Origin of the sequence: Cupriavidus necator N-1 (genome assembly GCF_000219215.1) — a bacterium.
Taxonomy (GTDB): Bacteria; Pseudomonadota; Gammaproteobacteria; order Burkholderiales; family Burkholderiaceae; genus Cupriavidus; species Cupriavidus necator.
Genome location: NC_015723.1, coordinates 1,138,340 through 1,164,581, shown reverse-complemented (window position 1 = coordinate 1,164,581; position 26,242 = coordinate 1,138,340). Strand labels below are relative to the sequence as shown.

Here is a 26,242-nt window from a genome sequence, read left to right as displayed (position 1 = left end):
CACGACAACAACGACAACGACGAAAACGGAGACTGCAGATGACACCAAACCGACCCCTATCCGCCGCGCTCGCGGCGGGCGCCCTGGTCCTGGCAGGCGCCAGCCTGCCCGTGCTGGCGCAGACCAAGACGCTCAAGGTCGTGGCGCATGCCGACCTGAAGATCCTCGATCCGACCTTCACCACGGCCTACATCACGCGCAACTTCGGCTACATGGTCTACGACACCCTGTTCGCGCAGGACGCCAGGAGCAAGCCCCAACCGCAGATGGTCGAGAAGTACAGCAGCTCGAAGGATGCGCGGCAGTGGAGCTTCACCCTGCGCCCCGGCCTGAAGTTCTCGGACGGCAGCGCGGTTACCTCGGCGGACGCGATCGCCTCGCTGCAGCGCTGGGGCGCGCGCGACAGCCTGGGCCGTGCCATGGGCGAAGCCGGCGCCGAGTGGAAGGCGGTCGACGTGCGCACGTTCACGCTGACGCTCAAGGAGCCCTTTGGCATGGTGCTCGATGCGCTGGCCAAGCCCTCTGGCTTTCCCCCGGTGATCCTGCCGGAGCGCCTGGCCAGGATGCCCGCCACCGCACCGCTGCCCGAGGTGCTGGGCTCCGGCCCCTTCATCTTCAAGCGCGACGAATGGGTGCCGGGCAACAAGGCGGTCTTCGTGCGCAACCCGCACTACGTGGCACGCAGCGAGCCCGCGAGCGGCCTCGCCGGCAGCAAGCAGCCTCGCGTGGACCGCGTCGAATGGCTCTACCTGCCGGACGCCAACAGCGCCATCGCGGCGCTCAAGCGCGGCGAGGTCGACCTGATCGAGCAGGTACCGCCGGACTACATCACCCCGCTGCGCGGCGACGCCGGCATCAAGCTCGGCTCGGGCGGCGCCTACCAGGGCGTGCTGGTGATGAACCAGCTGCATCCACCATTCAACAACCCGAAAGTGCGCCAGGCCTTCCTGCAGGCGGTCAGCCAGGAACGCTTCACCGCGGCCATGGGCTACCCGCTCGACATGCGCATCAACTACTGCGCCACCTTCTTCATCTGCGGCGGCCCCAACGATACCGCTGCCGGCGCCGAACCGTATCGCAAGGCCGATCCGGCCCGTGCCAAGCAGTTGCTGGGCGCGGCGGGCTACAAGGGCGAAAAGGTGGTGCTGCTTGTGCCGACCGACATTCCCCAGCTCAACGCTGAAGCCCTGATGGCGGCACAGACCATGCGCAGCATGGGCATGAACGTCGACATGCAGAACATGGACTGGGCCTCCATCGGCGCGCGCCGCGCCAAGCGGGATGCGCCCGAGGCCGGGGGCTGGAATATGTACGTGACCGTCGCGGGCGAGTTCGATGCCGATTCCCCGATCACCAATGCCTACCTCGGCGCCGCCTGCGGCACCAGCCTGCCCGGCTGGCCCTGCGACAAGCCGCTCGACGCACTGCGCACGGCCTGGATCCGCGAGACCGTGCCCGCCAAACGCAAGGAACTGCTCGATGCCTTCCAGAAGCGCGCCTATGAGGCGGTGCCCTATGTGAACGCCGGCCAGTACTCGGCGGCCTTCGCGGCGCGTGCCAGCCTCAAGGGCATCGACAGGATGTGGGCCGGCATGCCCACGGTCTGGATGCTCGACAAATAACCACGAAGCACGAACCACCGGGGGAAACACGACAATGGGCTACCTGCTCCGACGCCTGGCCGCGACGCTGCCTGTGATGGCAGTGGTGGCCGTGGTGGTCTTCCTGCTGATCCACTTGTCGCCGGGCGATCCGGCGGCGCTGATCGCAGGCGACCTCGCGACCGTTGACGACATCGCCAGGCTGCGCGGCGTACTGGGGCTGGACCAGCCGTTGTGGCGGCAGTTTTTGCTGTGGCTTGGCCGGCTCGCCACCGGCGACCTCGGCACCTCCATCTTCACCCAGGTGCCGGTGGCCCGGTTGCTGGCACAGAGGCTGGAGCCGACCGTCTCCGTCGCCGCGCTGACCATGCTGCTGACCTTGCTGGTCGCGGTGCCACTGGGAACGCTGGCCGCATACCGCGCCGGCAGCTGGGTCGACCGGCTGGTGATGCTGTTCGCGGTGCTGGCATTCTCGCTGCCGGTGTTCCTGGTGGGCTACCTGCTGGTCTACGCCTTTGCCATCCAGTTGCCTTGGTTCCCGGTACAGGGCTATGCGCGCCTCGCCGACGGCGCTGGCGCATGGCTGCGCAGCCTGGTGCTGCCCTGCGTCAACCTGGCGCTGGTCTATATCGCGCTGGTGACGCGCATGACGCGCGCTACCGTGCTGGAAGTCCTGCACGAGGACTACATCCGCACGGCGCGCGCCAAGGGCCTGGGCGTGCTGCCGGTGCTGGGCCACGCGCTGCGCAACGCGGCGATCCCGATCGCCACCACCGTCGGCATGGGCATCGCGCTGCTGATCGGCGGCGTGGTCGTGACCGAGACCGTGTTTGCGATCCCGGGTGTCGGCCGCCTGGTGGTCGACTCGGTGCAGCGCCACGACTACCCGGTGATCCAGAGCGTGCTGCTGGTCTCCGCCGGGGTCTACGTGCTGATCAACCTGATGATCGACCTCAGCTACCGGCTGTTCGATCCGCGCATCAAGTACTGATGGCTTTCGCCGCGAGACCTGCTGACATGACCACTTCCCTGCCCGCGACCGAACCTGCCGTACCGGCACCCGACGATGCGCCTTTCGTGCTGCCGCGCTGGCACTGGGCGCGCAAGCACCCCACGTTGATCCTGGGCGCGCTGCTGCTGGCGGTGATCGCCGTGCTCTCCCTCGGCGCGCCCTGGATTGCCACCATCGACCCGCAGGACATCGACCCGCTGGCGCGCATACAGCCGCCATCGGCCGAGCACTGGTTCGGTACCGACGCGCTGGGCCGCGACGTGTTCAGCCGCGCGGTCTGGGGCGGCCGCGTATCCATGATCGTGGGTCTGTCGGTCGGGCTGCTCGCAACCGTGTCCGGCGTGCTGCTGGGCCTGGTCGCAGGCTTCGTGCGCCGGGCGGACTCCTTGGTGATGCGCGTGATGGACGGCCTGATGGCAATCCCGGGCATCCTGCTGGCGATTGCGCTGATGGCCGTTACGCAGGCCAGCCTGAGCGCGGTGATCATCGCCATCGCCATACCCGAGGTGCCGCGCGTGGTGCGGCTGGTGCGCTCGCTGGCGCTGACCCTGCGCGAGCAGCTCTACGTCGAGGCGGCGCATGCGGTCGGCACCCGCCTGCCGGTGATCCTGGTGCGCCACGTGGTGCCTAATATGGTGGCGCCGCTGATCGTTCAGGCTACTTTCGTGGCCGCCACTGCCGTGCTCACGGAAGCCGCGCTGTCTTTCCTCGGCGTCGGCGTGCCCGCCCAGATGCCGAGCTGGGGCAACATGATGGCCGAGGGGCGCAATTTCGTGGCCGTGGCCTTCCACATCATCCTGTACCCGGGCATCCTGCTGGCCGCGACGGTGTTGGCCATCAACCTGCTCGGCGACGGCCTGCGCGACGCGCTGGATCCGCGCCTGGCGCGGCAACTCTGAATCCGGGAGCGCAACCATGACCATCACGATGTCGCGCGCGCTGTCCCACGTTACGCCGGCCACGGGCGAGCCGCTGCTCGAAGTGGAGGATCTCCATACGCATTTCGACACGCTCACCGGGCCGGCCCGCTCGGTCAACGGCGTCTCGTACACCGTGCGCGCCGGCCAGACGCTGGGCGTGGTGGGCGAGTCAGGCTGCGGCAAGAGCGTGACAGCGCTGTCCATCATGCGGCTGCTGCCCACGCCGCCGGCACGCATCCGCGGCGCTGTGCGGCTGCGCGGCACGGACCTGTTGCTGCTCAGCGAACGCGAGATGCGCCGCATCCGCGGCAATCGCGTCTCGATGATCTTCCAGGAGCCGATGACCTCGCTGAACCCGGTGCTGACGATTGGCCGCCAGATTGCCGAAACCGTGCAACTGCACCAGGGCGCGAGCCGCGCCGTCGCGCTCCGGCGCGCAGTGGAAATGCTGCGGCTGGTGCAGATCCCCGAGCCCGAACGCCGCGTCAACGAGTACCCGCACCAGCTTTCGGGCGGCATGCGCCAGCGTGTGATGATCGCGCTGGCGCTGGCCTGCAATCCCGAGGTGCTGATTGCCGACGAACCCACCACGGCGCTCGATGTGACCATCCAGGCGCAGATCCTGGACCTGATCCGCCGCCTGCAGCAGGAACTGGGCATGGGCGTGGTGATGATCACGCACGACCTGGGCGTGGTGGCCGAATGCTGCGACCGCGTGATCGTGATGTACGCCGGGCTCAAGGTCGAGGAAGCCAGCGTCACTGAGCTGTTCGACCGCCCGCTGCACCCCTACACCCGCGCATTGATGGCATCAATGCCATCGATGAACACCCGCAGCCGGCGCCTGGCCGAGATCCCCGGCCTGGTGCCATCGCCACAGGAAGCGCGCCGCGGCTGTGCCTTCGCGGCACGCTGCACGCATGCCAACGCGCGCTGCGCGCGCGAGCTGCCGCAGCTCACACGCCACGGCGGCGACCATGCGGTGGCCTGCTTCGCCGTCGAGGAAGGCCGCATCGAATGCAACCCACAAGCCCAGGAAGCCATCGCATGATCACGACCTCCGCCACGCCAACGCCCCTGCTCAAGGTCGACTGCCTGAAGAAACACTACCTCGCACCGCGGCGCTGGCTGGCACCGGGCAGGCCTCCGATCCAGGCTGTGGACGGCGTGTCCTTCACCGTGGAGCGCGGCGAGACGCTCTCGCTGGTCGGCGAATCCGGCTGCGGCAAGACCACCACTGCCAAGTCGGTGCTGCGCCTGATCGAGCCGACTTCAGGCTCGGTGCAGCTCGACGGCGAGGAACTGCTGGGCCTGCCGGCAAGCGCCATGCGGCAGCGCCGGCGCGACCTGCAGATCATCTTCCAGGACCCCTATGCCTCGCTCAGCCCGCGGCTGACGGCGGGCGAGATCGTGGGCGAGCCGCTGCGCAACTTCGGCCTGCAGTCGCGTGCCGAGCGTAACGAGCGCGTGCAATGGCTGTTCAGCAAGGTCGGCCTGCGGCCCGAAGCCGTGCGCAAGTTCCCGCACGAGTTCTCCGGCGGCCAGCGCCAGCGGCTGGGCATCGCGCGCGCGTTGGCACTGAACCCAAAGCTCATCGTCTGCGACGAGCCGGTATCTGCGCTCGATGTCTCCGTCCAGGCGCAGGTGGTCAACCTGCTGATGGACCTGCAGGCCGAGTTCGGCATCGCCTACCTGTTCGTCGCGCACGACCTGGCCGTGGTACGCCATATCAGCCACCGGGTCGCCGTGATGTACCTCGGCCAGATCGTCGAACTGGCCGACCGCGACACCTTGTTCTCGGCGCCGCGCCACCCCTATACGGAGATCCTGCTGTCCGCCGTGCCGGTGCCCGACCCGCGCAAGCCCGCCCGGCGCCTGCTGCTGCAGGGCGATCCGCCCAGCCCGGCCAATCCGCCGGCGGGCTGCCGCTTCCACACGCGCTGCCCGCATGCGCAAGCCCGCTGCAAGGAGCAGGCCCCCTTGCTGACCGAACGTCCCTCCGCCACCGGCATCCACCTGGTGGCCTGCCATTTCCGCTGACCGATACGCTCCAGTCCAGGAAAGGAATCCCATGTCCGACCCCACCTCTGCACACGCCACGCACTATGACCTGCTGATCGCCGGCGGCACCGTGATCGACGGCAGCAAGGCACCTCGCTTCAGCGCCGATATCGGCGTGCGCGACGGCTGCATCGCGGCGATCGGCGACCTCGGCGGGCACACGGCCGACCGGGTGCTGGATGCAACGGGCCTGATCGTCGCCCCAGGCTTTATCGACGCGCACACGCATGATGACCAGGCGGTGCTGTCGCAACCCAACATGCCGTTCAAGGTCTCGCAGGGCGTCACCACCGTGATCGCCGGCAACTGCGGCATCAGCGCCGCGCCGCTGCGTGCCGACATGGATTTGCCGATGCCGCTGAGCCTGATCGACACACCGGAGCAAGGCCGCTTCACCACCTTCGCCGCCTACCTCGACGCGCTGCGTACCATGCCGAGCTCGGTCAATGTAGCCGCCATGGTCGGGCATTCCACCTTGCGCGCGGTCACCATGGCGGCGCTGGACCGGCCAGCCGATGCCAAAGAGATCGCCGCCATGCAGGCGCTGGTCGAGGAGGCCATGCAAGCCGGCGCGATCGGCCTGTCGACCGGCACCTTCTACCCGCCCGCCGCCATGGCGACGACCGAGGAGATCATTGAAGTCTGCCGGCCGCTCAGTGCCCGCAAGGCACTCTACGTCACGCATATGCGCGACGAGTCCGACCACGTCATGGCCTCGCTCGACGAGACCTTCCGCATCGGCCGCGAGCTCGACGTGCCGGTGGTGGTGTCGCACCACAAGGTGCAGAGGCAGGCCAACTTTGGCATGAGCCAGGTAACCCTGCCCTTTATCCGCGAGGCCATGAAGCACCAGTGCGTGTCGCTCGACTGCTACCCGTACACGGCCGGCTCCACCATGATCCGCACCGACCGCGGCATGCTCGACGGCCGGGTGCTGATCGCCGCCAGCCAGCCGCACCCCGAATGCGCGGGCCGCGACCTCGACGACATCGCCAGGGAATGGGGCGTGCCCAAGGAAGAAGCCGCGCGCCGCCTGCAGCCGGGCACCGCGATCTACTTCCAGATGGACGAGGACGACGTCCAGCGCATCCTTGCCTTCGACGAAACCATGATCGGCTCAGACGGCATCCCCGTCGGCACCAGCCCGCATCCGCGCCTGTGGGGCACCTTCCCGCGCGTACTGGGGCACTACTGCCGCGAGGTCGGCCTGTTCCCGCTGGAGACGGCGGTCTGGAAAATGACCGGGCTGACGGCGCGCAACTTCGGCCTGCACCGGCGCGGTACGCTCTCCGTGGGCCACCATGCCGACATCGTCGTTTTCGATGCGGCCAACGTGCGCGATGCCGCCAGTTACGAGACCCCCACCCGGCCAGCCGAAGGCATCGACACCGTGATCGTCAACGGCGCCATTACCTGGCAGCACGGCGCGCACAGCGGGTCGCGCAACGGGCAGGTCATCACGCGGCCAGCAGGCCCTGAGGCGGGAAACGCGGTGCCTGCCTGAGGCCCCCGGCGGATCAGAACTTGGGAATGCGCAGCGTCTTGCTGACCATCAGCGTGCCCGACAGCGCGAACAGCAGCACCAGCGGATGCAGCACCGTGGGTCCCAGCACCCACGCGCCGCCCGGCAGCTCGCCGCCCAGCTGGCCTTGCCAGGCGCACCATGCCAGCACCGCGGTCAGCAGCACGCTGGTCGGGATCGGCGTGCCTTCGAAGTAGGCCACCTTGCCGCTGTCGCTGCCCTCGGCCAGCGATTCGGCGGTGACGTTGAAGCGCGCCAGCCGGCTCACGCCGCAGCAGACAAAGTAGATCAGCACGGCCAGGTCCCAGCCGCCGCGCATGCCGGCGGCAAAGGCCAGCGTGGCCGGCCCGACGCCGAACGAGATCACGTCGGCCAGCGAATCCAGCTCGCGCCCCAGCGCAGAATGCGCATGGCGCCAGCGCGCGATGCGGCCGTCCAGCACATCGAAGATAAAGGCCAGCGGCGCCAGCGCCGCCGCCGTGAAGAAATGCGACAGCTGCTGGTCGGCCACGTAGAACATGGCGAAGAACACCGACCCCATGCCGCAGGCCGCGTTGCCCAGCGTAAAGACATCGGCCAGCTGCAGCTCGCGCAGCATCGAGAAATGGCGGGGACGTTCCGGCCGGGTGCTCATGGTGCGCGCTTACAGGACCTTGGCCACGTGATGCACGTTCGGCGGCGCGGCAAAGGTTTCGCCCACCAGGGCTCGCCATTGCTGGAACTCGGGCGACTCGCGGAAATGGACCATGTGGTCTTCCACCGTCTCCCATTCCACCACCAGCGTGTAGTGTTCCGGCTGCTCGATCGAGCGGAACAGCTGCACGCCGTGGCAGCCGCGCGAGCGCAGGAACAGCGGCGTGGCCTGGCTCACGCCCTGCTCCAGCTGCTTGTCCATGCCGGGCTTGATGGTGAGTTGTGCGATTTCCTTGATCATGGTGGTTTTACCAATGGAGTAGAAGCCGGCGCACCGGCGGGTGTCTGCTACCTTAGCACGATCGCGGGGCCGCGTGCCTGCTGCAAGCATTCCGTTACACGCGGCGGTTAGCATCGTCCACCCTGCCACTACCTGCCGATAACGCCATGCGATTGTCCCTGCGCAAGCGCCACCTCGCCCGGGCCGTATTGCCCGCCCTCGCCTTGACCTGCATGGCGGGCGCGCATGCTGCATCGCAGCCATGCGGCACGCCTGCGACGCCGATTGCCGAGATCCAGAGTGCAGCCGCGACGTCACCGCTCGCGGGCAGCGTGGTGGAGGTAGAGGCCGTCGTCACCGCGGACTTCAGCGGCGATGGCGGCCTGCGCGGTTTCTTCCTGCAGACCGCGGACGCGCAACGCCTGCACCGGCCCGGCGTGTCGGAAGGCCTGTTCGTCTATGCGCCACGCACCACGGCACGCGCCGGCGACATGGTGCGCGTGTCCGGAAGGGTCGAAGAGAAATTCGGGCAGACGCAGCTGGTGCTGTCCGGCCCGCTGGCGGTGTGCGCGCGCGGCATGGCGGTGACGCCGCAGACGGTGACCTTGCCGGTCGCCGGCGAATCCGGTCTTGCCGCGCGTGAAGGCATGCTGGTGCGCCTGCCGCAGACGCTGACGGTTGCCGACACCCATGAACTTGGTCGCTATGGCACCTTGGCGCTGAGCGACGGCCGGCCCATCGCACCGACGCAACAGGCACTGCCGGGCACGGCCGCCAGACAAGCCGCCGCCGCCAACGCCCGCAACCGGCTGTTGCTTGACGATGGCTCGACGCGCCAGTATCCCGCCGCGGTGCCCTACCCGCCACCGCGCCTGGCCGCGGACCATCCGGTGCGTGCCGGGGACACGGTCAGCGGCGTCCAGGGGGTGCTGGAAAAACGCCACGGGCAGTGGCGCGTGCAGCCGGTGCCCGGTGCGAGCGCGCCGGTGTTCCAGGCCACCAACCCGCGCCGCGGCGCGCCGTCAAGACATCCGGCCACCACGCTGCGCGTGGCCGCCTTCAATCTGCAGAACTACTTCAACGGTGACGGCCAGGGCGGCGGCTTCGATGCCCCCGGCAACCGCGGCGCGCAGGGCGCCGAGGCGCTGGCGCGCCAGCAAGCCAAGCTGCTCGCCGCGCTGCGGGGGCTGGATGCGGACGTGATCGGCGTGATGGAGGCAGAAAACGACGGCTACGGCCAGTACAGCGCAATCCGCCAACTGGCCACGCGGCTCGGGCCGGACTGGCGCGTGCTCGACGCCGGCACGCCGGCGCTTGGCAGCGATGCCATTGCGGTCGGCCTGCTGTACAACGCCCGCACCGCCGTGCCCGCCGGGCGTGCGGCCACCACCTGGCTGGGCGAGCGCAGCCGCCAGCCGCTGGCCGGCACCTTCCGCGCGACAGCTGGCGGCGCGCCGGTCACGGTCGTGGTCAATCATTTCAAATCCAAGACGTGCACCGAAGCCACCGGCACGCAGGCCGACCAGGGCGATGGCCAGGGTTGCTGGAATCCCGCGCGCGTGCAGGCCGCCCACGCGCTGGCCGAATGGCTGGGCGCGACGCCGACGGGCGTGCCCGGCGCGGGCGTGCTGGTGATCGGCGACCTGAACAGCTATGCGATGGAAGACCCCGTGCGCGTGCTGGCGCGCCACGGCTACGCCGACATGGTTGCGGAATTCGCCGGCAAGCCGGCCTACAGCTACGTCTACAACGGCCAGGCCGGCTATCTCGATCATGTGCTTGCCGATGCCGTCGCGGCCCGGCATGTCATCGCCGTGCATGCCTGGCATATCAATGCCGACGAGCCCCCGGCCTTCTCCTACGCCCCGGCGCCGGGTGCGCCTGCGGTGCCGGGCCACTACGCGCCCGACCCCTACCGTTCGTCAGATCACGACCCCTTGGTGGTCGACTTCGCCAGCAGCCCCCGCGCCAGGTAAAGCACCACCAGCAGGTTGGCTGCCGCCAGCGTGCCATGCAGCCAGCTGGGGTGGACCAGGGCCTCGTACAGTTCCAGCGGAATGTAGATGCCGCCAGACCACACCCCGATCCAGTTGCCCCATGCAAGCCCGCGCCAGAGCCCGTACGCTTCGGCAAAGCGCATCAGCGCATAGACCGCGGCAGAGCCGCCGATGGCCCACAGGCGCGCGTTGTCGGGATGCGCAAGCAAGGACAGGAAGATGGTGGGATAGCGGCTGGCCGGGTTGACGTGAATGCGCTGGATGATGGCTTCCGCCAGCGCCTGGGCGTCGCGGTGCAGCAGTGCAGCCAGGCCCAGGCCGGCCACGATCACCAGCAAGCCCTTGGCGGCTTCAAACAATGCGATGCCCCTCAGGCCCAGTGCGCCCTGCTTTGTCATGCGGTGTCCCCGGTCGATGCAAGAATTGCAAAGCCGGTATTGTGCAACACTGGCAGGCAATGCAGCAGCCTGCATGGCGCCGGTGCGCGCTTTCAGCGTCCGTATTCGCGCTCGCGCATCGGCCCGTCGGCATCGATGCCGCCGCTGGCGGCAATGGGGCCGTCCACGGTCAGCGGGCCGGCCACGCTCAGATCGCCCCTGACCACCATGTCGCCATGCACCGTCACCGGGCCGTTGAAGACCTTGAGATAGCCGCCGCCGTACGGCAGCCCGCGCGCGCTGGCGGGTCCGGTGAAGTACGCCGCGGTGAGCGGACCGCTGGCATAGACGTGTCCGGCGACAACCAGCTTGCCGTGCACGGTCAGCGGCCCCTGCACCTGCGCCGAACCGCCGATGGTGATCGGGCCGGATTCATGTGGCTGGGCGCGCAGCGGGCCGGCCACGGCCAGCAGTGCCAGCGCCACGACAGCCGCCAGCCGCCACCACGGCCCACGGGCATCGAGGCGAAGCATTCGGTGCGACATGATGTAGCCTCCGGCCGCACCGCGTCCTAGCGCTGCAGCTTCTGGTAAGTGCCGATCAACTCTGCGGTGGCCAGGATATGGCCCCGCATCGCCCGCTCCAGCGCCGCCTTGTCAGGCATCCCCAGGTCCGGCAACGCCGCGTTCAGCGCATAGAGCTTGAAGAAGTAGCGGTGCCGGCCGATCGGCGGGCATGGGCCGCCATAGCCGGCGCGGTGCCAGTCGTTCAGCCCGTCGCGCGTGCCGGCGGGCAGCCCGGCCTTGCCGATGTCCCCCGGCAGCGCCTCGGCATGGGCCGGCAGGTTGTAGAGCAGCCAGTGGACCCATGTCATTTTCGGCGCGGCGGGATCGGGTGCATCGGGATCGTCGACGATCAGCGCCAGGCTGGCCGTGCCGGGCGGCAGGCCGGTCCAGGCAAGCGGCGGGGAAATATCGGCGCCTTCGCAGGTGTGCTCTGCGGGGATCTCGCCACCCGGGGCGAATGCGGTCGATTGCAGCTGGAACGGCATACGGGCCTCGCTGGACGCATTGAGGGATGGCTCCAACTTAGGCCGGATCGGTGCCTCGCGCAAGGCGATGGCGGCAGCGGGCGCCTCCAGCAGCGCCTTGAGCCGGCGCACGGCTACGGTGGACTCGGCCTGGACGCGCTCGCGCAACATCAGGCGGTTGATCAGCGCAAAGAGCAGCGTAGGCGACCGGTAGCGGAATTCCCGCTCGATGCGCGTGCGTTCGGCCGATGGGGTCAGCGACGGCGTCATGGCGGGCGTAAGCCGGTAGGTGATGGTGCCGACCCTGCGCCCGTCGGCCACACCCTCGATCGACCACGTGCGCGGCCGCTGGCTTTCGATAACGGTCCAGACCACCGCGCCACCGCGCTGCGCGACCATGAAGGTCTCGGTCACGCGCTCGCCCTGCCCCAGCGGATGGTCGGTCGCTCCCGCCACCCCAAGCGAGGCCGGATGCCATTCCGGCCAGTGCCGCGGCGTCGACACGTAGTCGAACACCTGGGCCGCCGGGCGGGCAATCACCACCTCGTCATGGATGGCGGTGCGGTCGGACCAGGGCAGCGGCGCCAGCAGCATGCCCACGGTGATCGCGGCGAAGATCAGTCCCCAGAACGGTTTCCTGTGTCGAACAAGCATGGCGGCGGGACAGGACGCATCCGGGGCGCACCCGTGCATCCCGTACGCATGGCGCGATGCTTCCAGTGTAGTGACTGGGAAGCATCGCGCCAGTCCCGCGCGGCTTAGCGGGCCTGTGAGGCCGGCGCGCCCTCGGCCGCCGGCGCCGGCACGGCCGCCACCGTCTCCGGCAGCGGGCCCCAGCCGCCGCCCAGCCGGCGGATCAGCGACACCGTTGCGGCAGCGCGCAGGCCGGCCACCTGGTTGGCCTCGCGCTGCGACTGCAGCACGGTGCGGTCGGCATCGATCACCGTCAGGTAATCGACCGCGCCGGCGTCATAGCGGCTGCGCGAGATCCGCGCTGCGCGCCGGGCGCCGCCAAGTGCGCCGTCCAGCGCGCCGGCCTGCTGGCTGAGCCAGCGCACGTCCGCCAGGCTGTCTTCCACCTCGCGGAACGCCACCAGCACGGTCTGCCGGTAGCCGGCCACGGTTTCCTCATGCGCGGCACGGGCACCGGCGAGGTTGGCGCTGTTGCGGCCGCCATCGAACACGGTCTGTGCGATGGTGGAGCCGATCAGCGGCCCCAGCATCCAGGTGCGCGACGACCACTTGAACAGGTTCGACAGGTCCGCCGATTCAAAGCCGAACAGCCCGGTCAGCGTGATGCGCGGGAAGAACGCCGCCTTGGCAACGCCGATGCGCGCGTTGGCCGCGGCCATCTGGCGTTCCGCCGCGGCGATGTCGGGGCGCCGCTCCAGCAGTTCGGACGGCAGCCCGGCGGGAACCGCGATCGGCGCGGCGTCGAACGGGCGCGCCTGCAGCGAGAATGCCGCCGGCGGCACGCCGGTCAGCACCGCCAGCGCATGCTCCTGGTTGGCGCGGCGGCGCTCGATGCCGGCCAGGTCCGCGCGCGCGGTGCCGAGTTCAGCTTCGGCACGGGCGGGATCGAGGTCGGTGGTTTCACCGGCGTCATAGCGCTTCTTCAGCAGCGACAGCGCATCCTCGCGCAGCCTGATGGTGGCGTTGAGCAGGTCGCGCTCGCTGTCCAGCGTGCGCAGCGCAAAGTACGCCTGCGCCACGTCGGCCTGCAGCGCCAGCTGCACCGACCGATACAGGTCCTCCGCGGCCTCGCCTTCGGCGCGGGCGGCATTGACGCTGGACGCGACACGGCCGAACAGGTCAAGCTCATAGCTGGCGAAGGCGCGTGCCTTCAGCACCGTCTGCGGCGAGACCCGCGTGCCGTCGGGCAGACCCTGCGAGGCCGCCGACGGCTGGCTGCGCGTCGGGTCCAGCCCGACGCTCAGTTGCGGGTAGAGGTCCGCCTCAGTGGCACCCGTGAAGGCGCGTGCCTGCTTCAGGCGGGCAGCGGCAATCGCCAGATCCTGGTTGGAGCTGCCAGCCGCGTCGATCAGGCGGTCCAGTTCGGCATCGCCGAAGATCTTCCACCATTCGCCGCGATGCTGGCCTTCGGCCGGCGTCGCGGTCTTCCATTGCGCGCCTTCGGCCTGGGCGGCCTCAGCCTCCTTGAAGGCCGGCACGGTGGCCGTTTCGGGCACTTTGTAAGTCGGGGCCAGCGAGCAACCCGCAAGGACTAGCGCTGCCGCCAGTGTCGCCAGCTTAGGCAGCCAATTTGTTGTCGAAAATGCAGGGGCATTCATGTTGATCACCATTATTCAGCCGATGCAGTCAGTTGCGCGCTTTGCTCTTGCGTAGCCGCGCGGCGCTGGCCGCGCGTGGCCAGCAGGCGCAGCGCCACATAGAACACCGGCGTCAGGAACAGCCCGAAGAAGGTCACGCCGAGCATGCCCGCGAACACTGCCACGCCCATGGCATGGCGCATCTCGGAGCCGGCGCCGGTGGAGATCACCAGCGGCACCACGCCCATGATGAAAGCGAACGAGGTCATCAGGATCGGGCGCAGGCGCAGGCGGCTGGCTTCGATCGCGGCCTGCACCACGGTGCGGCCGTGATGCTCCAGCTCGCGCGCAAACTCCACGATCAGAATCGCGTTCTTCGCTGACAAGCCGACCAGCACGATGAAGCCGATCTGCGTGAAGATGTTGTTGTCCCCACGCGTGAGCCACACCCCGGTCATCGCCGCCAGCAGGCTCATCGGCACGATCAGGATCACCGCCAGCGGCAGCGTCAGGCTTTCATACTGGGCAGCCAGCACCAGGAACACCAGCAGCACGCACAGCGGGAAGATCCACACCCCCGCATTGCCGGCCAGGATGTCCTGGTAGGTCAGCTCGGTCCATTCGAACTTCATGCCCTTGGGCAGCGTCTCGGCGGCAATGCGCTCGGCCGCGGCCTGGGCCTGGCCCGACGAGAACCCGGGCGCGGGCCCGCCGTTCATGTCGGCGGCGGTAAAGCCGTTGTAGCGCACCACGCTGTCCGGACCAAAGCCTTGCTTGACCTGCACCAGCGACGACAGCGGCACCATGTCGCCGGCGGCGTTGCGCGTCTTCAGCTGCAGGATGTCCTCGGCATGGGCGCGGAACGGCGCGTCTGCCTGCACCTTGACCTGGTAGGTCCGGCCGAACTTGTTGAAGTCGTTGACATAGGCCGAGCCCAGGTAGGTCTGCAGCGTGTCGAACACCTCGGTCACCGGCACGCCCAGCTGCTTGGCCTTGACGCGGTCCAGCTTGACGTCGAGCTGCGGCACGTTGACCTGGTAGTTGCTGAAGATGCCGCTCAGCTCGGGCGTGGCGCGCGCCTTGTTGGCAAACGCGTTGGTGGCCTCGAACAGCGCGTCATAGCCCAGCGCCGCACGGTCCTCGATCATCAGCTTGAAGCCGCCGATGGTGCCCAGGCCCTGCACGGGCGGCGGCGGGAACACCGCGATAAAGGCATCCTGGACGGCCGCGTACTTCTGGTTCAGGTCGGCCGCAATCGCCGCGCCGGACAGTTCCTTGGTCTTGCGCTCCTCGAACGGCTTGAGCGTGGCGAACACGATGCCGGCACTCGGGCTGTTGGTGAAGCCGTTGATCGACAGGCCCGGGAAGGCCACCGCCGATTCCACGCCCGGATGCTTGAGCGCGATGTCGCTCATCTTGCGGATCACGTCCTCGGTGCGGTCCAGCGTCGCGCCGTCCGGCAGCTTGGCAAAGCCCACCAGGTACTGCTTGTCCTGCGCCGGCACAAAGCCCTTGGGCACCAGCTGGAACACGCCCCAGGTCAGCACCAGCATCACCGCGTAGACCCCGAATACCGAGCCCTTGCGGCGGATCACGCCCTTCACGCCACGGCCATAGCTTTCAGCGCTGCGGCCGAAGAAGCGGTTGAAGCGCTTGAAGAAGCCGCCGAACACGCGGTCCATCCAGCGCGACAGCCAGTCCTTGGGCGCGTCATGGCTCTTGAGCAGCAGTGCCGACAGCGCCGGCGACAGCGTCAGCGAGTTGAACGCCGAGATGATGGTCGAGATCGAGATGGTCAGCGCGAACTGCTTGTAGAACTGGCCGGTCAGGCCCGTCATGAAGGCCAGCGGCACGAACACGGCGATCAGCGTCAGCGCGATGGCGATGATGGGGCCGCTGACTTCGCGCATGGCCTTGTAGGTGGCCTCCTTCGGCGTCAGCCCCTCTTCGATATTGCGCTCGACGTTTTCCACCACCACGATCGCGTCATCGACGACGATACCAATCGCCAGCACCAGCCCGAACAGCGACAGCGCGTTGATCGAAAAGCCGAACGCATGCATCAGCCCGAAGGTACCTACGATCGACACCGGCACCGCCAGCAGCGGGATGATCGACGCGCGCCAGGTCTGCAGGAACAGGATCACCACCAGCACCACCAGCGCGATGGCCTCGAACAGCGTATGCGTCACTGCCTCGATCGAGTGGCGCACGAACTGCGTGGGGTCGTAGACGATGCTGTAGTCGATGCCGTCCGGGAAGTTCTGCTTCAGCTCCTCCATGGTCTTGCGCACGTCATCGGAGATCTGGATGGCGTTGGAGCCCGGCGCCTGGAAGATGGGGATGGCCACCGCCGGCTTGTTGTCCAGCAGCGAGCGCAGCGCGTATTCCGACGCGCCCAGCTCGATGCGGGCAACGTCCTTCAGGTAGGTGACGGCACCGTCGGCGGAAGTGCGCACGACGATGTCGCCGAACTCCTCCACCGTGCTCAGGCGGCCCTGCGCATTGACCGACAGCTGCAGGTCCGCGCCCGGCAGCGCCGGCGACTGGCCGATCACGCCGGCCGCCACCTGCACGTTCTGCTCGCGGATGGCCTTGACCACGTCGCTGGTGGCAAGCTGGCGCTCGGCCATCTTCTCGGGGTTCAGCCACACGCGCATGGCGTAGTCGCCTGAGCCGAACAGCTGCACCTGGCCCACGCCCTGCAGGCGCGCCAGCCGGTCCTTGACGTTGATCACCGCGTAATTGCGCAGGTAGGTCATGTCATAGCGGTCGTTGGGCGAGACCAGGTGGACCACCATGGTCAGGTCCGGCGAGCTCTTGACCGTGGTGATGCCCAGCCGGCGCACGTCTTCCGGCAGGCGCGGCTCGGCCTGCGAGACGCGGTTCTGCACCAGCTGCTGGGCCTTGTCCGGGTCGGTGCCCAGCTTGAAGGTCACGGTCAGCGTGAGCAGGCCGTCGCTGTTGGACTGCGAAGACATGTACAGCATGTCCTCGACGCCGTTGATCTGCTCTTCCAGCGGCGAAGCCACCGTCTCGGCAATCACCTTGGGGTTGGCGCCCGGAAACTGCGCACGCACCACCACCGACGGCGGCACCACTTCCGGGTACTCCGAGATCGGTAACTTGAACATCGATATGGCGCCAATCAGGAAGATCAGCACCGACAGCACCCCCGCGAAGATGGGGCGGTCGATAAAGAATTTAGAGAGATTCATCTTGGTCTCTGCCTGCGTTGGCGTAGCGGCTCCCCTGGCGGCCCGCTGAAGCGGGCGCCATCCACATCACGGGGAGCGCTGGAGTTGTCTGGCTGTGCTGGTTGCTCGGGTCCGGGGATCAGATCACGGGCTTGCCGTCGTCGCCTTCGGCACTGGCCTTGCCGCTGGCGGCCTGCTTGCGGTCGGGCGTGGTGCCGCGCGGTTCCAGTTCGCTGCGGAAGGCCATGGCCACCGGCTTGGGCTGGACCGTGTCGCCCGGGCGCACGCGCTGCAGGCCATTGACGACGATGGTCTCGCCCGGCTTCAGGCCCTTGCGCACCACGCGCAAGCCGTCATGGTTGGGCCCCAGTTCCACTTCGCGGTAGACCAGCTTGTTGGTCTTGTCGACCACCAGCACGAACTTCTTGCCCTGGTCGGTGCCGACGGCGCGGTCATTGACCAGCACCGCCGCATGCGGCGCGCCGCCGCCCAGCTTGACCTTGGCGTACAGGCCCGGCAGCAGGCGTCCGTCTTCGTTCTGGAACACCGCGCGTACGCGGATGGTGCCGCTGCGCGGGTCCAGGCGGTTGTCGACCGACTGGATCTTGCCCTCATGCGGATTGCCGTCCTCGTTGGCCAGGCCCAGGTAGACCGGCAGGTTGGGCTGGCCACCGCCGGCACCCGGCGCGGTGTAGCGCAGGTAGCTCTGCTCGTCGATCTCGAAGCTGGCATAGACCGGCGACACCGATACCACCGTGGTCAGCGCCGGCGAGGCCGCGCCCGGTGCCACCAGGTTGCCGACGGTGATCTCGGCGCGCGACACGCGCCCGGCCACCGGCGCGGTGATGCGAGTGTAGGCCAGGTTCAGGCGTGCGGTTTCCAGCTGCGCCTGCGCGGCGCGCACGTTGGCACTGGTTTCGCGGGCCGCGTTGATGCGCTCGTCGAACTCGCGCTTCGAGATGGCGTTGTCATCCAGCAGCCGCTGGGCGCGCGTCTGTTCGCTCTGCGCGTGGGCGGCGCGCACCTGCGCCGCGGCCAGCGCGGCGTCGGCACGGGCGACTTCCGCGGCATAAGGACGCGGGTCAATGGTGAAGAGCGGATCGCCCTTCTTCACCAGCGCGCCTTCGCGGAAGTGCACGGCGTCAATGGTGCCGCCGACGCGCGGACGGATCTCTACGCGCTCCACGGCCTCGATCCGTCCGGAGAACTCGTCCCACTCGGTGATGGTCTGGCCGACCACAGCGGCCACTTCAATCGCCGGCGCGGGCGGCGGGGTGTTGGCATGAGCTTCACCGCTATGCCACGGGCGCAGGATCGAGCCGGCCACGCCGGCGCCCAGCACCAAGACGATGGCGAGGGCAATCAGGGTACGTCGTTTCTGCTGCTGCATTTCTCAAACTCCTGGATCGGGTTTTCTTCAACCGGAAAAGCAAATGGCCGAACGCCGCCTGCCGGTCCGCGTGGGCGGACCGGAACCATGGCCAAACTGATGGTCGGACTTAGGACCGCTTGCGTATTGCGGCGGTCCTGGCTCTGGCCGAAACAGAGCCGGCTGGCGGTTGTCTGGAGCGGCTCAGCCGGCGGGCTTGGCTCCAGGCCGGCTGGCGTTGGCGTCAGCGCGGCGTTCAGTCAGGGATGAGGTATCGTCGGCCGCGGCCAGACATCGCCGCAGGAACCGCGCACCTTCGTCGACCCATGCCTGACAGCTGTCATGGGCCTCTTCCACGCCGTCGCCGCAGGCGCCGGGCATGATCATGGCCTGGGCCGGCACACCGGCCTTGGCCAGGCGCCCGGCGAAGGCTTCGCCCTCGGCACGCAGCGCGTCGTATTCAGCCACCTGGACCAGCGTGGGCGGCAGCCCGGCCAGGCGCGAGGCCAGCGCCGGGGCGGCATACGGATGCACCGTATCCGCCGGCGTCGGCAGGTAGTCGCGATAGTTGTCGGCCAAGCGCCGCAGGGTGTCCATCGGCACCTGCCCGCCGTCGAACCCCGCGCAAGAGGCATGCTGCAGGCACGGGTCCGTCACCGGGCGGATCAGCCATTGCCCGCGCGGTTGCGCGGTGCCGCGGTCGCGCAGCATCTGCGCCAGCGCGATCGCCAGGTTGCCCCCGGCCTCCTCGCCCACCAGCGCAAAGCGGGTCTTGTCCAGCTTCAGGCGCCGGGCATTGCGCAGCACCCACTGCACCGTGCTGTGCGCGTCCTCCGGCGCCGCCGGGAACGGATGGTCCGGCGCCAGCGAATACGCCGGCGTTACCACCACCGCCGGCACCGTGGTGGCCAGGTCCTGCACCAGCTTGCATGCGTGTTCCAGGCCGCCTTCGACAAAGCCGCCGGCATGCAGGTACACCAGCCAGGGCAGCAGGGGCGCGCCCTCGGCACCCGGCGCCGGATAGCCCGCCGGGTAGCACACCCGCACCAGGATCTCGCGCCCGTCGCTGGTCACCGTATGCTCGGCCACGCGCGCCTGCCCCTGCCCGGCTGCCGTGGGGGCAGTGGCGGCGCTGGCTGCATCAGGGCGTTGGCCTGGCTTCTGGGACATGGCATTGGCGCACGAAAGAAACAATGCGCTTGAGTGTTGCGATGCAACGGATTATGGTGATTGACGAGGATGGGATAAAGCGAGAGATCGCCAATGCACTGTTCCGGGATTGGAATAATCGCAAACCGCCTCGTCATGCCACTGAAACGGCATATCCCCACGCATGACAAGGTCTTGGATTTTGTGATTCACTGCGGCTCTCGGCACGCGTGGCGGTCTGCCAGGCCGGTGCGCGCCCGATCAGAATCCATGCCGGAACCCGCGCCCAGCCAGCGCGCAGTCCCAGTACCAGCCAGCCCGCAGACTCCCCACAACAACAACCAGCATGGCCACGTGCGTCACGAGCGCGCGCGGCACGCCGTTCGGATCTATCGTCGGAACCTCATCATGGACCGTCTCGTATCAATGCAGGCATTCACCCGGGTCGTGGACGTCGGCAGCTTTGCGCGCGCCGCGGAATCGATGGACTTGCCCAAGGCCACGCTGACCCGCCTGATCCAGAACCTGGAAACCCACCTGGGCGTCAAGCTGCTGCACCGGACCACGCGCCGCATCAGCGTGACCAACGACGGCGCGGCCTATTACGAACGGTGCGTGCGCATCCTGGCCGATGTCGAGGAGGCCGAGCAGTCGCTGACGCGGCAGAATAACTCGCCGCGCGGCACGCTGTCGGTGGACACCACCGCGGGGCTGGCGCAGCTGGTGCTGGTGCCCCACCTGCATGAATTCTTCCAGGCCTACCCGGACCTGAAGCTGAACCTGACCATCAACGGCAAGCCGATCGACCTGCTGCAGGAAGGCGTGGACGTGGTGCTGCGCGTGGGCACGCCGGTCGAGGAATCCATGGTGGCCCGCCGCATCGGCCATGTGCAACTGGCGTTCTACGCCTCGCCGATCTACCTGAACCGCTTCGGCACCCCACACGACCTGGCCGAGCTGGCCCAGCACAAGGCGGTCAATTTCCTGTCCAACCGCACCGGCCGTGAGATGCCGTGGCCCATGGCGCGCGGCATGGAGCGCAGCGAGGTGTTGCTGCCATCGGCCATTTCCACCAACGATGCCGATGTCTACATGGGCTGCGCGCTGGAAGGCCACGGCGTGGCACGGGTCTCGCGCGCCATGGCCGAGCCCTATGTGGCCAGCGGCCGGCTGGTGGAGATCATGACCGACTGGCAGACCGAAGAACTGCCGATCTCGGCGATGTATCCGCAGAACCGGCACCTGTCGGCCAAGGTGCGGGTGTTCGTCAACTGGGCAGCGGACCTGTTCTCGCGCCACCCGCACTTTGGTGCGGCACAGCAGCGGCTGGCGGTCGCGGCCTGATGGCGTGATAGGCTAGTGGCCGCAGTCTAGTGCGGTATGTAGGACAAAACCGGAAATCGGCCTGGCGCCGGCCAGCCTATACTGTTTCTTCCGAAATCACGACAAGAAGAGGAGTCCGATGAAACAAGTGCTTACCCCCCTGGCGGCCTGCATTGCAGCGACCATTGCACTGGCCGGCTGCGCCGGCTCCGGCAAGACCTCCTCGTCTGCAGCCAGCGCGTCCGGCGCCAGCACCAGCGCCAGCGCCAGCGCCAGCGCTAGGGCGACGGCCACGCTCCAGCCCAAGAGCGGCACCAATACCGCCGGCACCGTGAACTTCCAGCAGCAGCCGGGCGGCGTGATGATGACCGCGGCGATCACCGGCCTGCCGCCCAGCTCGGTGCACGGCTTCCACGTCCATGAGAAGGGCGACTGCTCGGCGCCTGACGCGATGAGCGCGGGCGGCCACTTCAACCCGACCGGCAAGCCCCACGGCCAGATGACCATGCCCGACCACCACGCCGGCGACATGAACAACGTCACCGCGGACGCCAACGGCAACGTGCGCGTCAGCATGCTGCTGCCGGACCTGACCGTTGGCACGGGCGCCAACGGCGTGATCGGCCGCGCGGTGGTGGTACACAAGGACCCGGACGACTACAAGACGCAGCCGACCGGGAATGCGGGCGGGCGGATTGCTTGCGGCGTGGTGGCGGCTTCGTGATCGCGTCACAAACGGCCGGCGGGCTTTGACAAGCCCACCGGTGTTCTCCCTCGGCAGCGACAATCACTCGCTGCCTCAATACCCCTTGAAATTCGCATTCACCCGCTGCCGCAGGTAATCCCCCGCGCTGATCGGCGGATACTTGCCGCCGGGCCCTTCGATCATCGCACTGCGGTTGGCCTGGCAGAAGAACGCCATGCTGTAGCGCGGACCCATGTATTCATCCGGCGCGGGATTGCGCACGCGGTGGAAGTTCGACGGCAGCCGGTCGTCGCTCCAGCGCATCAGCATGTCGCCGATATTGCAGGTGATGACTTCCTCGTCCGGCTCGATCGGGGTCCATGCCTGCGCCTCCATCTCCTTGCCGGGGCAGACCTGCAGGCCGCCCTGGCCGGGGCGCTGGAACAGCAGCGTCAGGCAATCGAAATCCGTATGCGCGCCAGCGCGCCAGAGGTCCAGCTTGTCGCGCAGTTCGGGCGGGATCGCGTAGTAGTGCAGCAGCCGCAGCGTACTTTGGTAGTCCGGCGCCCGCGGATCGTGCGCCTGCGTGAAGAAGTCGCTGGCAAAGCCGAGCTTGCCGGCAAAGCACGACAGCACCTTCATGCCCACCTCCCAGCATTGCGCCTCGAAGGCAAGCATGGTGGCGCGGAAGCCTTCCAGTTCGTCATCGCCGGGCCACAGCCCGGCCATATGCGGGCGCGTGATCTGGTAGGACTCCTTCTGGTCCGGGGTGCCGGTCGAGGGGCGCACCTGCGCGCGGCTTTCCCAGCCGGCGTTGTTGGCCTTCTGCAGCGGGTATTGCGCCTTGACGGCGTCGGACAGCGCGAAGAAGTGCTCGGTCATGGCGAAGGCTTCGCGCACCCTGGCCAGGTCGATGCCGTGGTTGGCGATCTGGAAGAAGCCGACGTCGACCGATGCCTTCCACAGTTCATCGGCGATTTGCGCCTTGCGCCGCGCGTAGTCGGACAGGTCGATGCGGCGGATCTCGCGCTGGCGGGTTTCCGAACCGAACGCGCCCATGCGCGATTCGCGGTGGAGTTCGGCCAGGGCGTAGGCGGTGTCTGGTTGGCTCATGGTGTTCCTTGTGCAATGCGGGTCAGGGATTGGCCCCTCGCCGGCACAGGCAGACCACCCATGGCAACGCACGCCGGGACAACGCGCTCCTGAGGTCGCCTGTGCCAGCCTGCGCGATGGCGAGGGGCACGGACTTCAAGAGCAATTCCCGGCCATCCGGCGTGCGTCTGCGACGCGCCGCGGGGATGGTGAACGCTTCTACTCTTGCTTGAGGTTATGCAGGTTCCGGGCCAGGGGTTTTGCACCGGGATCGCAGCATTGCGCCGGGGATTGCGCTGTGATGGCGCATGCCGGGCAACGGCTTGGTGCATGGCGCCGCGCAGCGCCCGGCACGGATCCTGCTGAAACCGCTACGGAGTAGAAGCGTTCAGCGGCACGCCGCCCGGAAATTGCTCCCGATGATGTGCACGGTCCCCGCGCATGCCCTGGCCGCATGCCGGCGCGGCGTGGTGCCGGTGTCTCGGGAGGCCACGCTCTCCTTCTGCACCCGCGCCAGCCGCCCGCGCACGCATCGTCCAGTGACATTCGTTCCGGAGAAAGACATGCGTCGCCGTTCCTTCCTGCGCGCCACTGGCGCCACCGCCCTGCTTGCCGCCGCCCCGTTCGCGGTGCCCCATGTCCGCGCGGCGGGCTCGCTGCAGAAGTTCAAGTTCAATCTCGGCTGGAAGGTGGAAGCCTCGGGCGCGGGGTTCCTGCTGGCGCACCAGCGCGGCTACTACAAGGACGCCGGGCTCGACGTCACCATCGATACTGGCAACGGCTCGGCTTCGGCCATCAGCCTGGTCGCGGGCGGCGCCTATGACTGCGCCTCGGCCGACCTGGCGGCGATGATCGAATTCAACACCACCAACCCGTCCGCCGCGCTCAAGGCGGTGGCCATCCAGTACGACCTGAATCCGAACGCGATCCTGGTGCGCAAGGGCAGCGGCATCGTCAGGCCCGCGGACCTGGCCGGCAAGTCCATCCTGGGCCAGCCGTTCAATGCCTCGCGCAAGCTGTTCCCTGTCTTCGCCAGGGCGCAGGGCTTCGACCCCGGCGGCGTGAAGTGGGAGAGCGTCACGCCCGATATCGGCGACACGCGCTTCGTCAAGGGCGACTTCGATGCCGCCGCCTATTTTTTCTTCACCGGCCTGCTGAACCTGAAGGCGCGCGGCATGGGGCCAGAGAAGATCACGGTGTTCCGCTTCTCGGACTACGGCATGAAGTCCTACGGCAACGGGCTGGTGGCCAACCGCAAGAGCATGACATCCGATCCGGAGGTGATGAAGGCCTTCGTCAAGGCCTCGACCCGCGGCTGGCTCGACGCCATTGCCGATCCCGCCGCGGGCGGTGCCGCGGTCAAGGCGCGTGAGCCGCTGGCCGACCAGGCGCTGGAGACGGAGCGCCTGCGCCTGATCGTCGACGGCACCATGAAGACGCCCGACACCCGGCGCGACGGCTGGGGCGCGGCCACGCCGGCACGGCTGCAGGCAACGCTGGATGAAACCGTCGGCGCCTTCGGCATCAAGGCGCCGCTGACGGTGGCGGACATCTGGACTGACCAGTTCCTGCCCGCGCCGTCGGACCGCCGCCTCAAGGCGTAAGGAGAGCACGCCCGTGTCTATCCCGTCCCTGGCCTGAGCGATGCGCCGGAGCCCGGTGGCGCCCCGCCACTTCACGCTCCCGGTGCGTAATTAAGCCCGCCGCCCGCGCGGCATGGCAACATGACGGAATTGCCGTAACGATCGGACCCCGCGAGGGGTCCGCAAGGACCCGTCATGCCATCGCCGACAGACGCCGCGTTCGCCCCCCACCGCCGCCTGCGCGCCAATTCGCTGCTGCTGTGCTGCGCTGCCCTGCTCGGCGGCTGCGCCTTGCCGCCGCTGGATCACCGCACTGAATCCTCTGCGCTTACGCCTGCCGAATCCCAGGCCACGCCGCTGGGCCAGGCGGTGGCCGGCGAAGTGACGCGCCATCCGGGCCTGAGCGGCATCCATCCGCTCGAGAATGCCTACGCCGCCTTTGCGGCGCGCGTGCATCTGGCACGCACCGCGCAGCGCACGCTCGACGTGCAGTACTACATCTGGCGCGACGACCTGACCGGCACCCTGTTGCTGGAAACGTTGCATGAAGCCGCCGACCGCGGCGTGCGCGTGCGCCTGCTGCTGGACGACAACGGCATCGCCGGCCTGGACGAATTGCTGGCGGCCATGGACGCGCATCCGCAGGTCGAGGTGCGGATCTTCAACCCGTTCGTGATCCGCCACCCCAAGACGCTCAATTTCCTGACGGATTTCCGGCGCCTGAACCGGCGCATGCACAACAAGTCCTTCACCGCCGATGGCGTCGCCACCATCATCGGCGGGCGCAATGTCGGCGACGAATACTTCGGCGCCACCAATGGCGTGCTGTTTGCCGACCTCGACGTGATCGCCGTCGGACCAGCCGCCGGCGACGTGGCGCACGATTTCGACCGCTACTGGTCCAGTGCGTCGGCCTACCCGGTGGACCGGCTGGTGCCGCCCGTCAGCGTGGAACGGCTGCAGGCGCTGGCCAGCAATGCCCGCGCCGTCGAGCAGAATCCGGCTGCCACCGCCTACCTCGCCGCAGTGCGCGACCTGCCCGACGTGCAGCGGATGCTGAACGGCACGCTGCAGTTCCAGTGGGCAACAACGCGCATGGTCAGCGACAACCCCGCCAAGGCGCTCGGCGAGGCGTCGCGCGACACCCTGGTGGCGCACCAGCTGCGTGAAATCCTGGGCGACCCGCAGCGCGAGCTTGACCTGGTCTCGCCCTACTTCGTGCCATCGACGGGCGGCACGTCCTATTTCGCCGATATGGCAAAGCGCGGCGTGGCGGTGCGCGTGCTGACCAATGCGCTGGAAGCCACCGACGTGGCCGCCGTGCATTCGGGCTATGCCAAGCGGCGCAAGGCGCTGCTGGAAGCCGGCGTGGACCTGTATGAGCTGCGGCGCTCGGCCGCGCCCGGCAAGAAGGAAGAGCGCGCCGGCCCCTTCGGCAGCTCGGGCTCCAGCCTGCACGCCAAGACCTTTGCCGTCGACGGCACCCGGGTCTTCGTGGGCTCGTTCAATTTCGACCCGCGCTCGGCCACCATCAACACCGAACTGGGCTTCGTCATCGACAGCCCGGAGCTGGCTGGCCGGATCGAATCCACCTTTGCCAGCGTGGTGCCGAGCGCGGCCTACCAGGTCAGGCTAGATGAAACCGGCAAGCTGTACTGGCTGGAACGGCGCGACGATGAAGTCATCCGCCACGACACCGAGCCGAACACCAGCTGGTGGCGCCGGCTAAGCATCTGGTTCATGTCGATTCTGCCGATCGAGTCGATGCTGTAGAACGGGTACCCGGGAGCGCGGCCCGTCAGATCTGGTCGAGCAGGCTGCGCACCACATCGGCCAGCCGGCCGGCGCGCTGGCGCCCCTTGGTGTCCAGCGCCATGCCGCTGCCGCCGGCAAGCGCCTTAAGGCCAAACAAGGCATCGCCAACGTCACGCCAGGCTGGATAATCGGCATGGATTTTTTCCAGCGCGGCGGCGCCGGCGGCCACCTGCGCGGGTTCGGGCGTGCGGCCGGCGGCCAGGTCTTCCAGTGCCGTGGCCGCGTCCAGCAAGCCTTTGCGGTTCATCTCCGTCTCCCCCTGCAATCTCTCTTTTGTCATGGCCGCCGCATGCGGGCAGCCATGACACTGTAGCAGGCTTGCCGGG

Annotated in this window: 22 protein-coding genes; 11 read left to right on the top strand and 11 right to left on the bottom strand. The window is 68.2% G+C overall.

Annotation, left to right across the window (positions count from 1 at the left end):
- Positions 1 to 38 precede the first annotated feature (38 nt).
- Genes CNE_RS23425 through CNE_RS23400 form a run of 6 tightly spaced genes read left to right on the top strand, consistent with a single transcriptional unit; the run spans position 39 to position 7,098 of the window.
- Positions 39 to 1,622, top strand: a complete 1,584-nt coding sequence (locus CNE_RS23425) for an ABC transporter substrate-binding protein (RefSeq protein WP_013952761.1) — start codon at positions 39 to 41, stop codon at positions 1,620 to 1,622.
- Positions 1,623 to 1,656: 34 nt separating this feature from the next.
- A complete protein-coding gene (locus CNE_RS23420; RefSeq protein WP_013952760.1) occupies positions 1,657 to 2,592 on the top strand; it encodes an ABC transporter permease in 936 nt (311 codons plus the stop codon).
- Positions 2,593 to 2,618: 26 nt separating this feature from the next.
- Positions 2,619 to 3,512, top strand: coding sequence for an ABC transporter permease (locus CNE_RS23415; protein ID WP_013952759.1), 894 nt, complete (start codon positions 2,619 to 2,621; stop codon positions 3,510 to 3,512).
- 16 nt (positions 3,513 to 3,528) lie between these two features.
- Complete coding sequence (locus tag CNE_RS23410) at positions 3,529 to 4,584, top strand: ABC transporter ATP-binding protein (RefSeq protein ID WP_013952758.1); 1,056 nt, start codon at positions 3,529 to 3,531, stop codon at positions 4,582 to 4,584.
- A complete protein-coding gene (locus tag CNE_RS23405) occupies positions 4,581 to 5,573 on the top strand; it encodes an ABC transporter ATP-binding protein (RefSeq protein ID WP_013952757.1) in 993 nt (330 codons plus the stop codon). The genes CNE_RS23410 and CNE_RS23405 overlap by 4 nt, the downstream gene beginning before the upstream one ends.
- A 31-nt stretch (positions 5,574 to 5,604) precedes the next feature.
- Positions 5,605 to 7,098 carry an N-acyl-D-amino-acid deacylase family protein gene (locus tag CNE_RS23400; RefSeq protein ID WP_013952756.1) on the top strand — a complete coding sequence of 498 codons (1,494 nt, stop codon included), beginning with the start codon at positions 5,605 to 5,607 and terminating at the stop codon, positions 7,096 to 7,098.
- 13 nt (positions 7,099 to 7,111) lie between these two features.
- Here CNE_RS23400 and CNE_RS23395 read toward each other — a convergent pair whose 3' ends face one another.
- Both CNE_RS23395 and CNE_RS23390 read right to left on the bottom strand, forming a co-directional pair.
- Positions 7,112 to 7,750, bottom strand: a complete 639-nt coding sequence (locus CNE_RS23395) for a CDP-alcohol phosphatidyltransferase family protein (RefSeq protein ID WP_013952755.1) — start codon at positions 7,748 to 7,750, stop codon at positions 7,112 to 7,114.
- Between the two features lie 9 nt (positions 7,751 to 7,759).
- Complete coding sequence (locus tag CNE_RS23390; RefSeq protein ID WP_041228612.1) at positions 7,760 to 8,050, bottom strand: antibiotic biosynthesis monooxygenase family protein; 291 nt, start codon at positions 8,048 to 8,050, stop codon at positions 7,760 to 7,762.
- 146 nt (positions 8,051 to 8,196) lie between these two features.
- Between CNE_RS23390 and CNE_RS23385 the strand changes: the two genes are divergently transcribed.
- Positions 8,197 to 10,005: an ExeM/NucH family extracellular endonuclease gene (locus CNE_RS23385; protein ID WP_013952753.1), complete on the top strand. Its 1,809-nt coding sequence runs from the start codon at positions 8,197 to 8,199 to the stop codon at positions 10,003 to 10,005.
- On the opposite strand, the gene CNE_RS23380 is transcribed toward CNE_RS23385, so the two are convergent.
- The 7 genes from CNE_RS23380 to CNE_RS23345 all read right to left on the bottom strand — a co-directional run bounded on the left by CNE_RS23380 (position 9,957) and on the right by CNE_RS23345 (position 19,439).
- Positions 9,957 to 10,424, bottom strand: a complete 468-nt coding sequence (locus CNE_RS23380; protein ID WP_013952752.1) for a DUF2127 domain-containing protein — start codon at positions 10,422 to 10,424, stop codon at positions 9,957 to 9,959. The genes CNE_RS23385 and CNE_RS23380 overlap by 49 nt on opposite strands.
- Positions 10,425 to 10,516: 92 nt before the next feature.
- Entirely contained in the window at positions 10,517 to 10,948 is a 432-nt protein-coding gene (locus CNE_RS23375) for a hypothetical protein (RefSeq protein WP_013952751.1), read from the bottom strand.
- A gap of 26 nt (positions 10,949 to 10,974) precedes the next feature.
- Complete coding sequence (locus CNE_RS43105) at positions 10,975 to 12,087, bottom strand: YbhB/YbcL family Raf kinase inhibitor-like protein (protein ID WP_080569585.1); 1,113 nt, start codon at positions 12,085 to 12,087, stop codon at positions 10,975 to 10,977.
- A gap of 104 nt (positions 12,088 to 12,191) precedes the next feature.
- Positions 12,192 to 13,724 carry an efflux transporter outer membrane subunit gene (locus CNE_RS23360; protein WP_013952749.1) on the bottom strand — a complete coding sequence of 511 codons (1,533 nt, stop codon included), beginning with the start codon at positions 13,722 to 13,724 and terminating at the stop codon, positions 12,192 to 12,194.
- A gap of 11 nt (positions 13,725 to 13,735) precedes the next feature.
- Entirely contained in the window at positions 13,736 to 16,921 is a 3,186-nt protein-coding gene (locus CNE_RS23355; RefSeq protein ID WP_013952748.1) for an efflux RND transporter permease subunit, read from the bottom strand.
- Between the two features lie 118 nt (positions 16,922 to 17,039).
- A complete protein-coding gene (locus tag CNE_RS23350) occupies positions 17,040 to 18,290 on the bottom strand; it encodes an efflux RND transporter periplasmic adaptor subunit (RefSeq protein WP_013952747.1) in 1,251 nt (416 codons plus the stop codon).
- A gap of 183 nt (positions 18,291 to 18,473) precedes the next feature.
- Complete coding sequence (locus tag CNE_RS23345) at positions 18,474 to 19,439, bottom strand: alpha/beta hydrolase (protein ID WP_013952746.1); 966 nt, start codon at positions 19,437 to 19,439, stop codon at positions 18,474 to 18,476.
- Between the two features lie 387 nt (positions 19,440 to 19,826).
- On the opposite strand from CNE_RS23345, the gene CNE_RS23340 reads away from it, so the two are divergent.
- Positions 19,827 to 20,762 carry a LysR family transcriptional regulator gene (locus tag CNE_RS23340; protein WP_041228611.1) on the top strand — a complete coding sequence of 312 codons (936 nt, stop codon included), beginning with the start codon at positions 19,827 to 19,829 and terminating at the stop codon, positions 20,760 to 20,762.
- Between the two features lie 118 nt (positions 20,763 to 20,880).
- Positions 20,881 to 21,465 carry a superoxide dismutase family protein gene (locus CNE_RS23335; protein WP_013952744.1) on the top strand — a complete coding sequence of 195 codons (585 nt, stop codon included), beginning with the start codon at positions 20,881 to 20,883 and terminating at the stop codon, positions 21,463 to 21,465.
- Positions 21,466 to 21,540: 75 nt separating this feature from the next.
- Here CNE_RS23335 and CNE_RS23330 read toward each other — a convergent pair whose 3' ends face one another.
- Entirely contained in the window at positions 21,541 to 22,539 is a 999-nt protein-coding gene (locus CNE_RS23330) for an isopenicillin N synthase family dioxygenase (RefSeq protein ID WP_013952743.1), read from the bottom strand.
- A 542-nt stretch (positions 22,540 to 23,081) separates the two neighbouring features.
- Between CNE_RS23330 and CNE_RS23325 the strand changes: the two genes are divergently transcribed.
- Positions 23,082 to 24,122: an ABC transporter substrate-binding protein gene (locus CNE_RS23325; RefSeq protein ID WP_013952741.1), complete on the top strand. Its 1,041-nt coding sequence runs from the start codon at positions 23,082 to 23,084 to the stop codon at positions 24,120 to 24,122.
- A gap of 174 nt (positions 24,123 to 24,296) precedes the next feature.
- A complete protein-coding gene (locus CNE_RS23320) occupies positions 24,297 to 25,874 on the top strand; it encodes a phospholipase D family protein (RefSeq protein ID WP_013952740.1) in 1,578 nt (525 codons plus the stop codon).
- Positions 25,875 to 25,899: 25 nt separating this feature from the next.
- On the opposite strand, the gene CNE_RS23315 is transcribed toward CNE_RS23320, so the two are convergent.
- Positions 25,900 to 26,163 (bottom strand): hypothetical protein, encoded by a 264-nt coding sequence (locus tag CNE_RS23315; RefSeq protein WP_013952739.1) that lies wholly within the window; start codon positions 26,161 to 26,163, stop codon positions 25,900 to 25,902.
- Positions 26,164 to 26,242: the final 79 nt, after the last annotated feature.

Bases quoted from the DNA above. Each gene is read 5' to 3' on its own strand.
- CNE_RS23425 (WP_013952761.1), top strand. From the start codon at position 39: ATGACACCAAACCGACCCCTATCCGCCGCGCTCGCGGCGGGCGCCCTG.
- CNE_RS23420 (WP_013952760.1), top strand. From the start codon at position 1,657: ATGGGCTACCTGCTCCGACGCCTGGCCGCGACGCTGCCTGTGATGGCA.
- CNE_RS23415 (WP_013952759.1), top strand. From the start codon at position 2,619: ATGACCACTTCCCTGCCCGCGACCGAACCTGCCGTACCGGCACCCGAC.
- CNE_RS23410 (WP_013952758.1), top strand. From the start codon at position 3,529: ATGACCATCACGATGTCGCGCGCGCTGTCCCACGTTACGCCGGCCACG.
- CNE_RS23405 (WP_013952757.1), top strand. From the start codon at position 4,581: ATGATCACGACCTCCGCCACGCCAACGCCCCTGCTCAAGGTCGACTGC.
- CNE_RS23400 (WP_013952756.1), top strand. From the start codon at position 5,605: ATGTCCGACCCCACCTCTGCACACGCCACGCACTATGACCTGCTGATC.
- CNE_RS23395 (WP_013952755.1), bottom strand. From the start codon at position 7,750: ATGAGCACCCGGCCGGAACGTCCCCGCCATTTCTCGATGCTGCGCGAG.
- CNE_RS23390 (WP_041228612.1), bottom strand. From the start codon at position 8,050: ATGATCAAGGAAATCGCACAACTCACCATCAAGCCCGGCATGGACAAG.
- CNE_RS23385 (WP_013952753.1), top strand. From the start codon at position 8,197: ATGCGATTGTCCCTGCGCAAGCGCCACCTCGCCCGGGCCGTATTGCCC.
- CNE_RS23380 (WP_013952752.1), bottom strand. From the start codon at position 10,424: ATGACAAAGCAGGGCGCACTGGGCCTGAGGGGCATCGCATTGTTTGAA.
- CNE_RS23375 (WP_013952751.1), bottom strand. From the start codon at position 10,948: ATGTCGCACCGAATGCTTCGCCTCGATGCCCGTGGGCCGTGGTGGCGG.
- CNE_RS43105 (WP_080569585.1), bottom strand. From the start codon at position 12,087: ATGCTTGTTCGACACAGGAAACCGTTCTGGGGACTGATCTTCGCCGCG.
- CNE_RS23360 (WP_013952749.1), bottom strand. From the start codon at position 13,724: ATGAATGCCCCTGCATTTTCGACAACAAATTGGCTGCCTAAGCTGGCG.
- CNE_RS23355 (WP_013952748.1), bottom strand. From the start codon at position 16,921: ATGAATCTCTCTAAATTCTTTATCGACCGCCCCATCTTCGCGGGGGTG.
- CNE_RS23350 (WP_013952747.1), bottom strand. From the start codon at position 18,290: ATGCAGCAGCAGAAACGACGTACCCTGATTGCCCTCGCCATCGTCTTG.
- CNE_RS23345 (WP_013952746.1), bottom strand. From the start codon at position 19,439: ATGTCCCAGAAGCCAGGCCAACGCCCTGATGCAGCCAGCGCCGCCACT.
- CNE_RS23340 (WP_041228611.1), top strand. From the start codon at position 19,827: ATGGACCGTCTCGTATCAATGCAGGCATTCACCCGGGTCGTGGACGTC.
- CNE_RS23335 (WP_013952744.1), top strand. From the start codon at position 20,881: ATGAAACAAGTGCTTACCCCCCTGGCGGCCTGCATTGCAGCGACCATT.
- CNE_RS23330 (WP_013952743.1), bottom strand. From the start codon at position 22,539: ATGAGCCAACCAGACACCGCCTACGCCCTGGCCGAACTCCACCGCGAA.
- CNE_RS23325 (WP_013952741.1), top strand. From the start codon at position 23,082: ATGCGTCGCCGTTCCTTCCTGCGCGCCACTGGCGCCACCGCCCTGCTT.
- CNE_RS23320 (WP_013952740.1), top strand. From the start codon at position 24,297: ATGCCATCGCCGACAGACGCCGCGTTCGCCCCCCACCGCCGCCTGCGC.
- CNE_RS23315 (WP_013952739.1), bottom strand. From the start codon at position 26,163: ATGAACCGCAAAGGCTTGCTGGACGCGGCCACGGCACTGGAAGACCTG.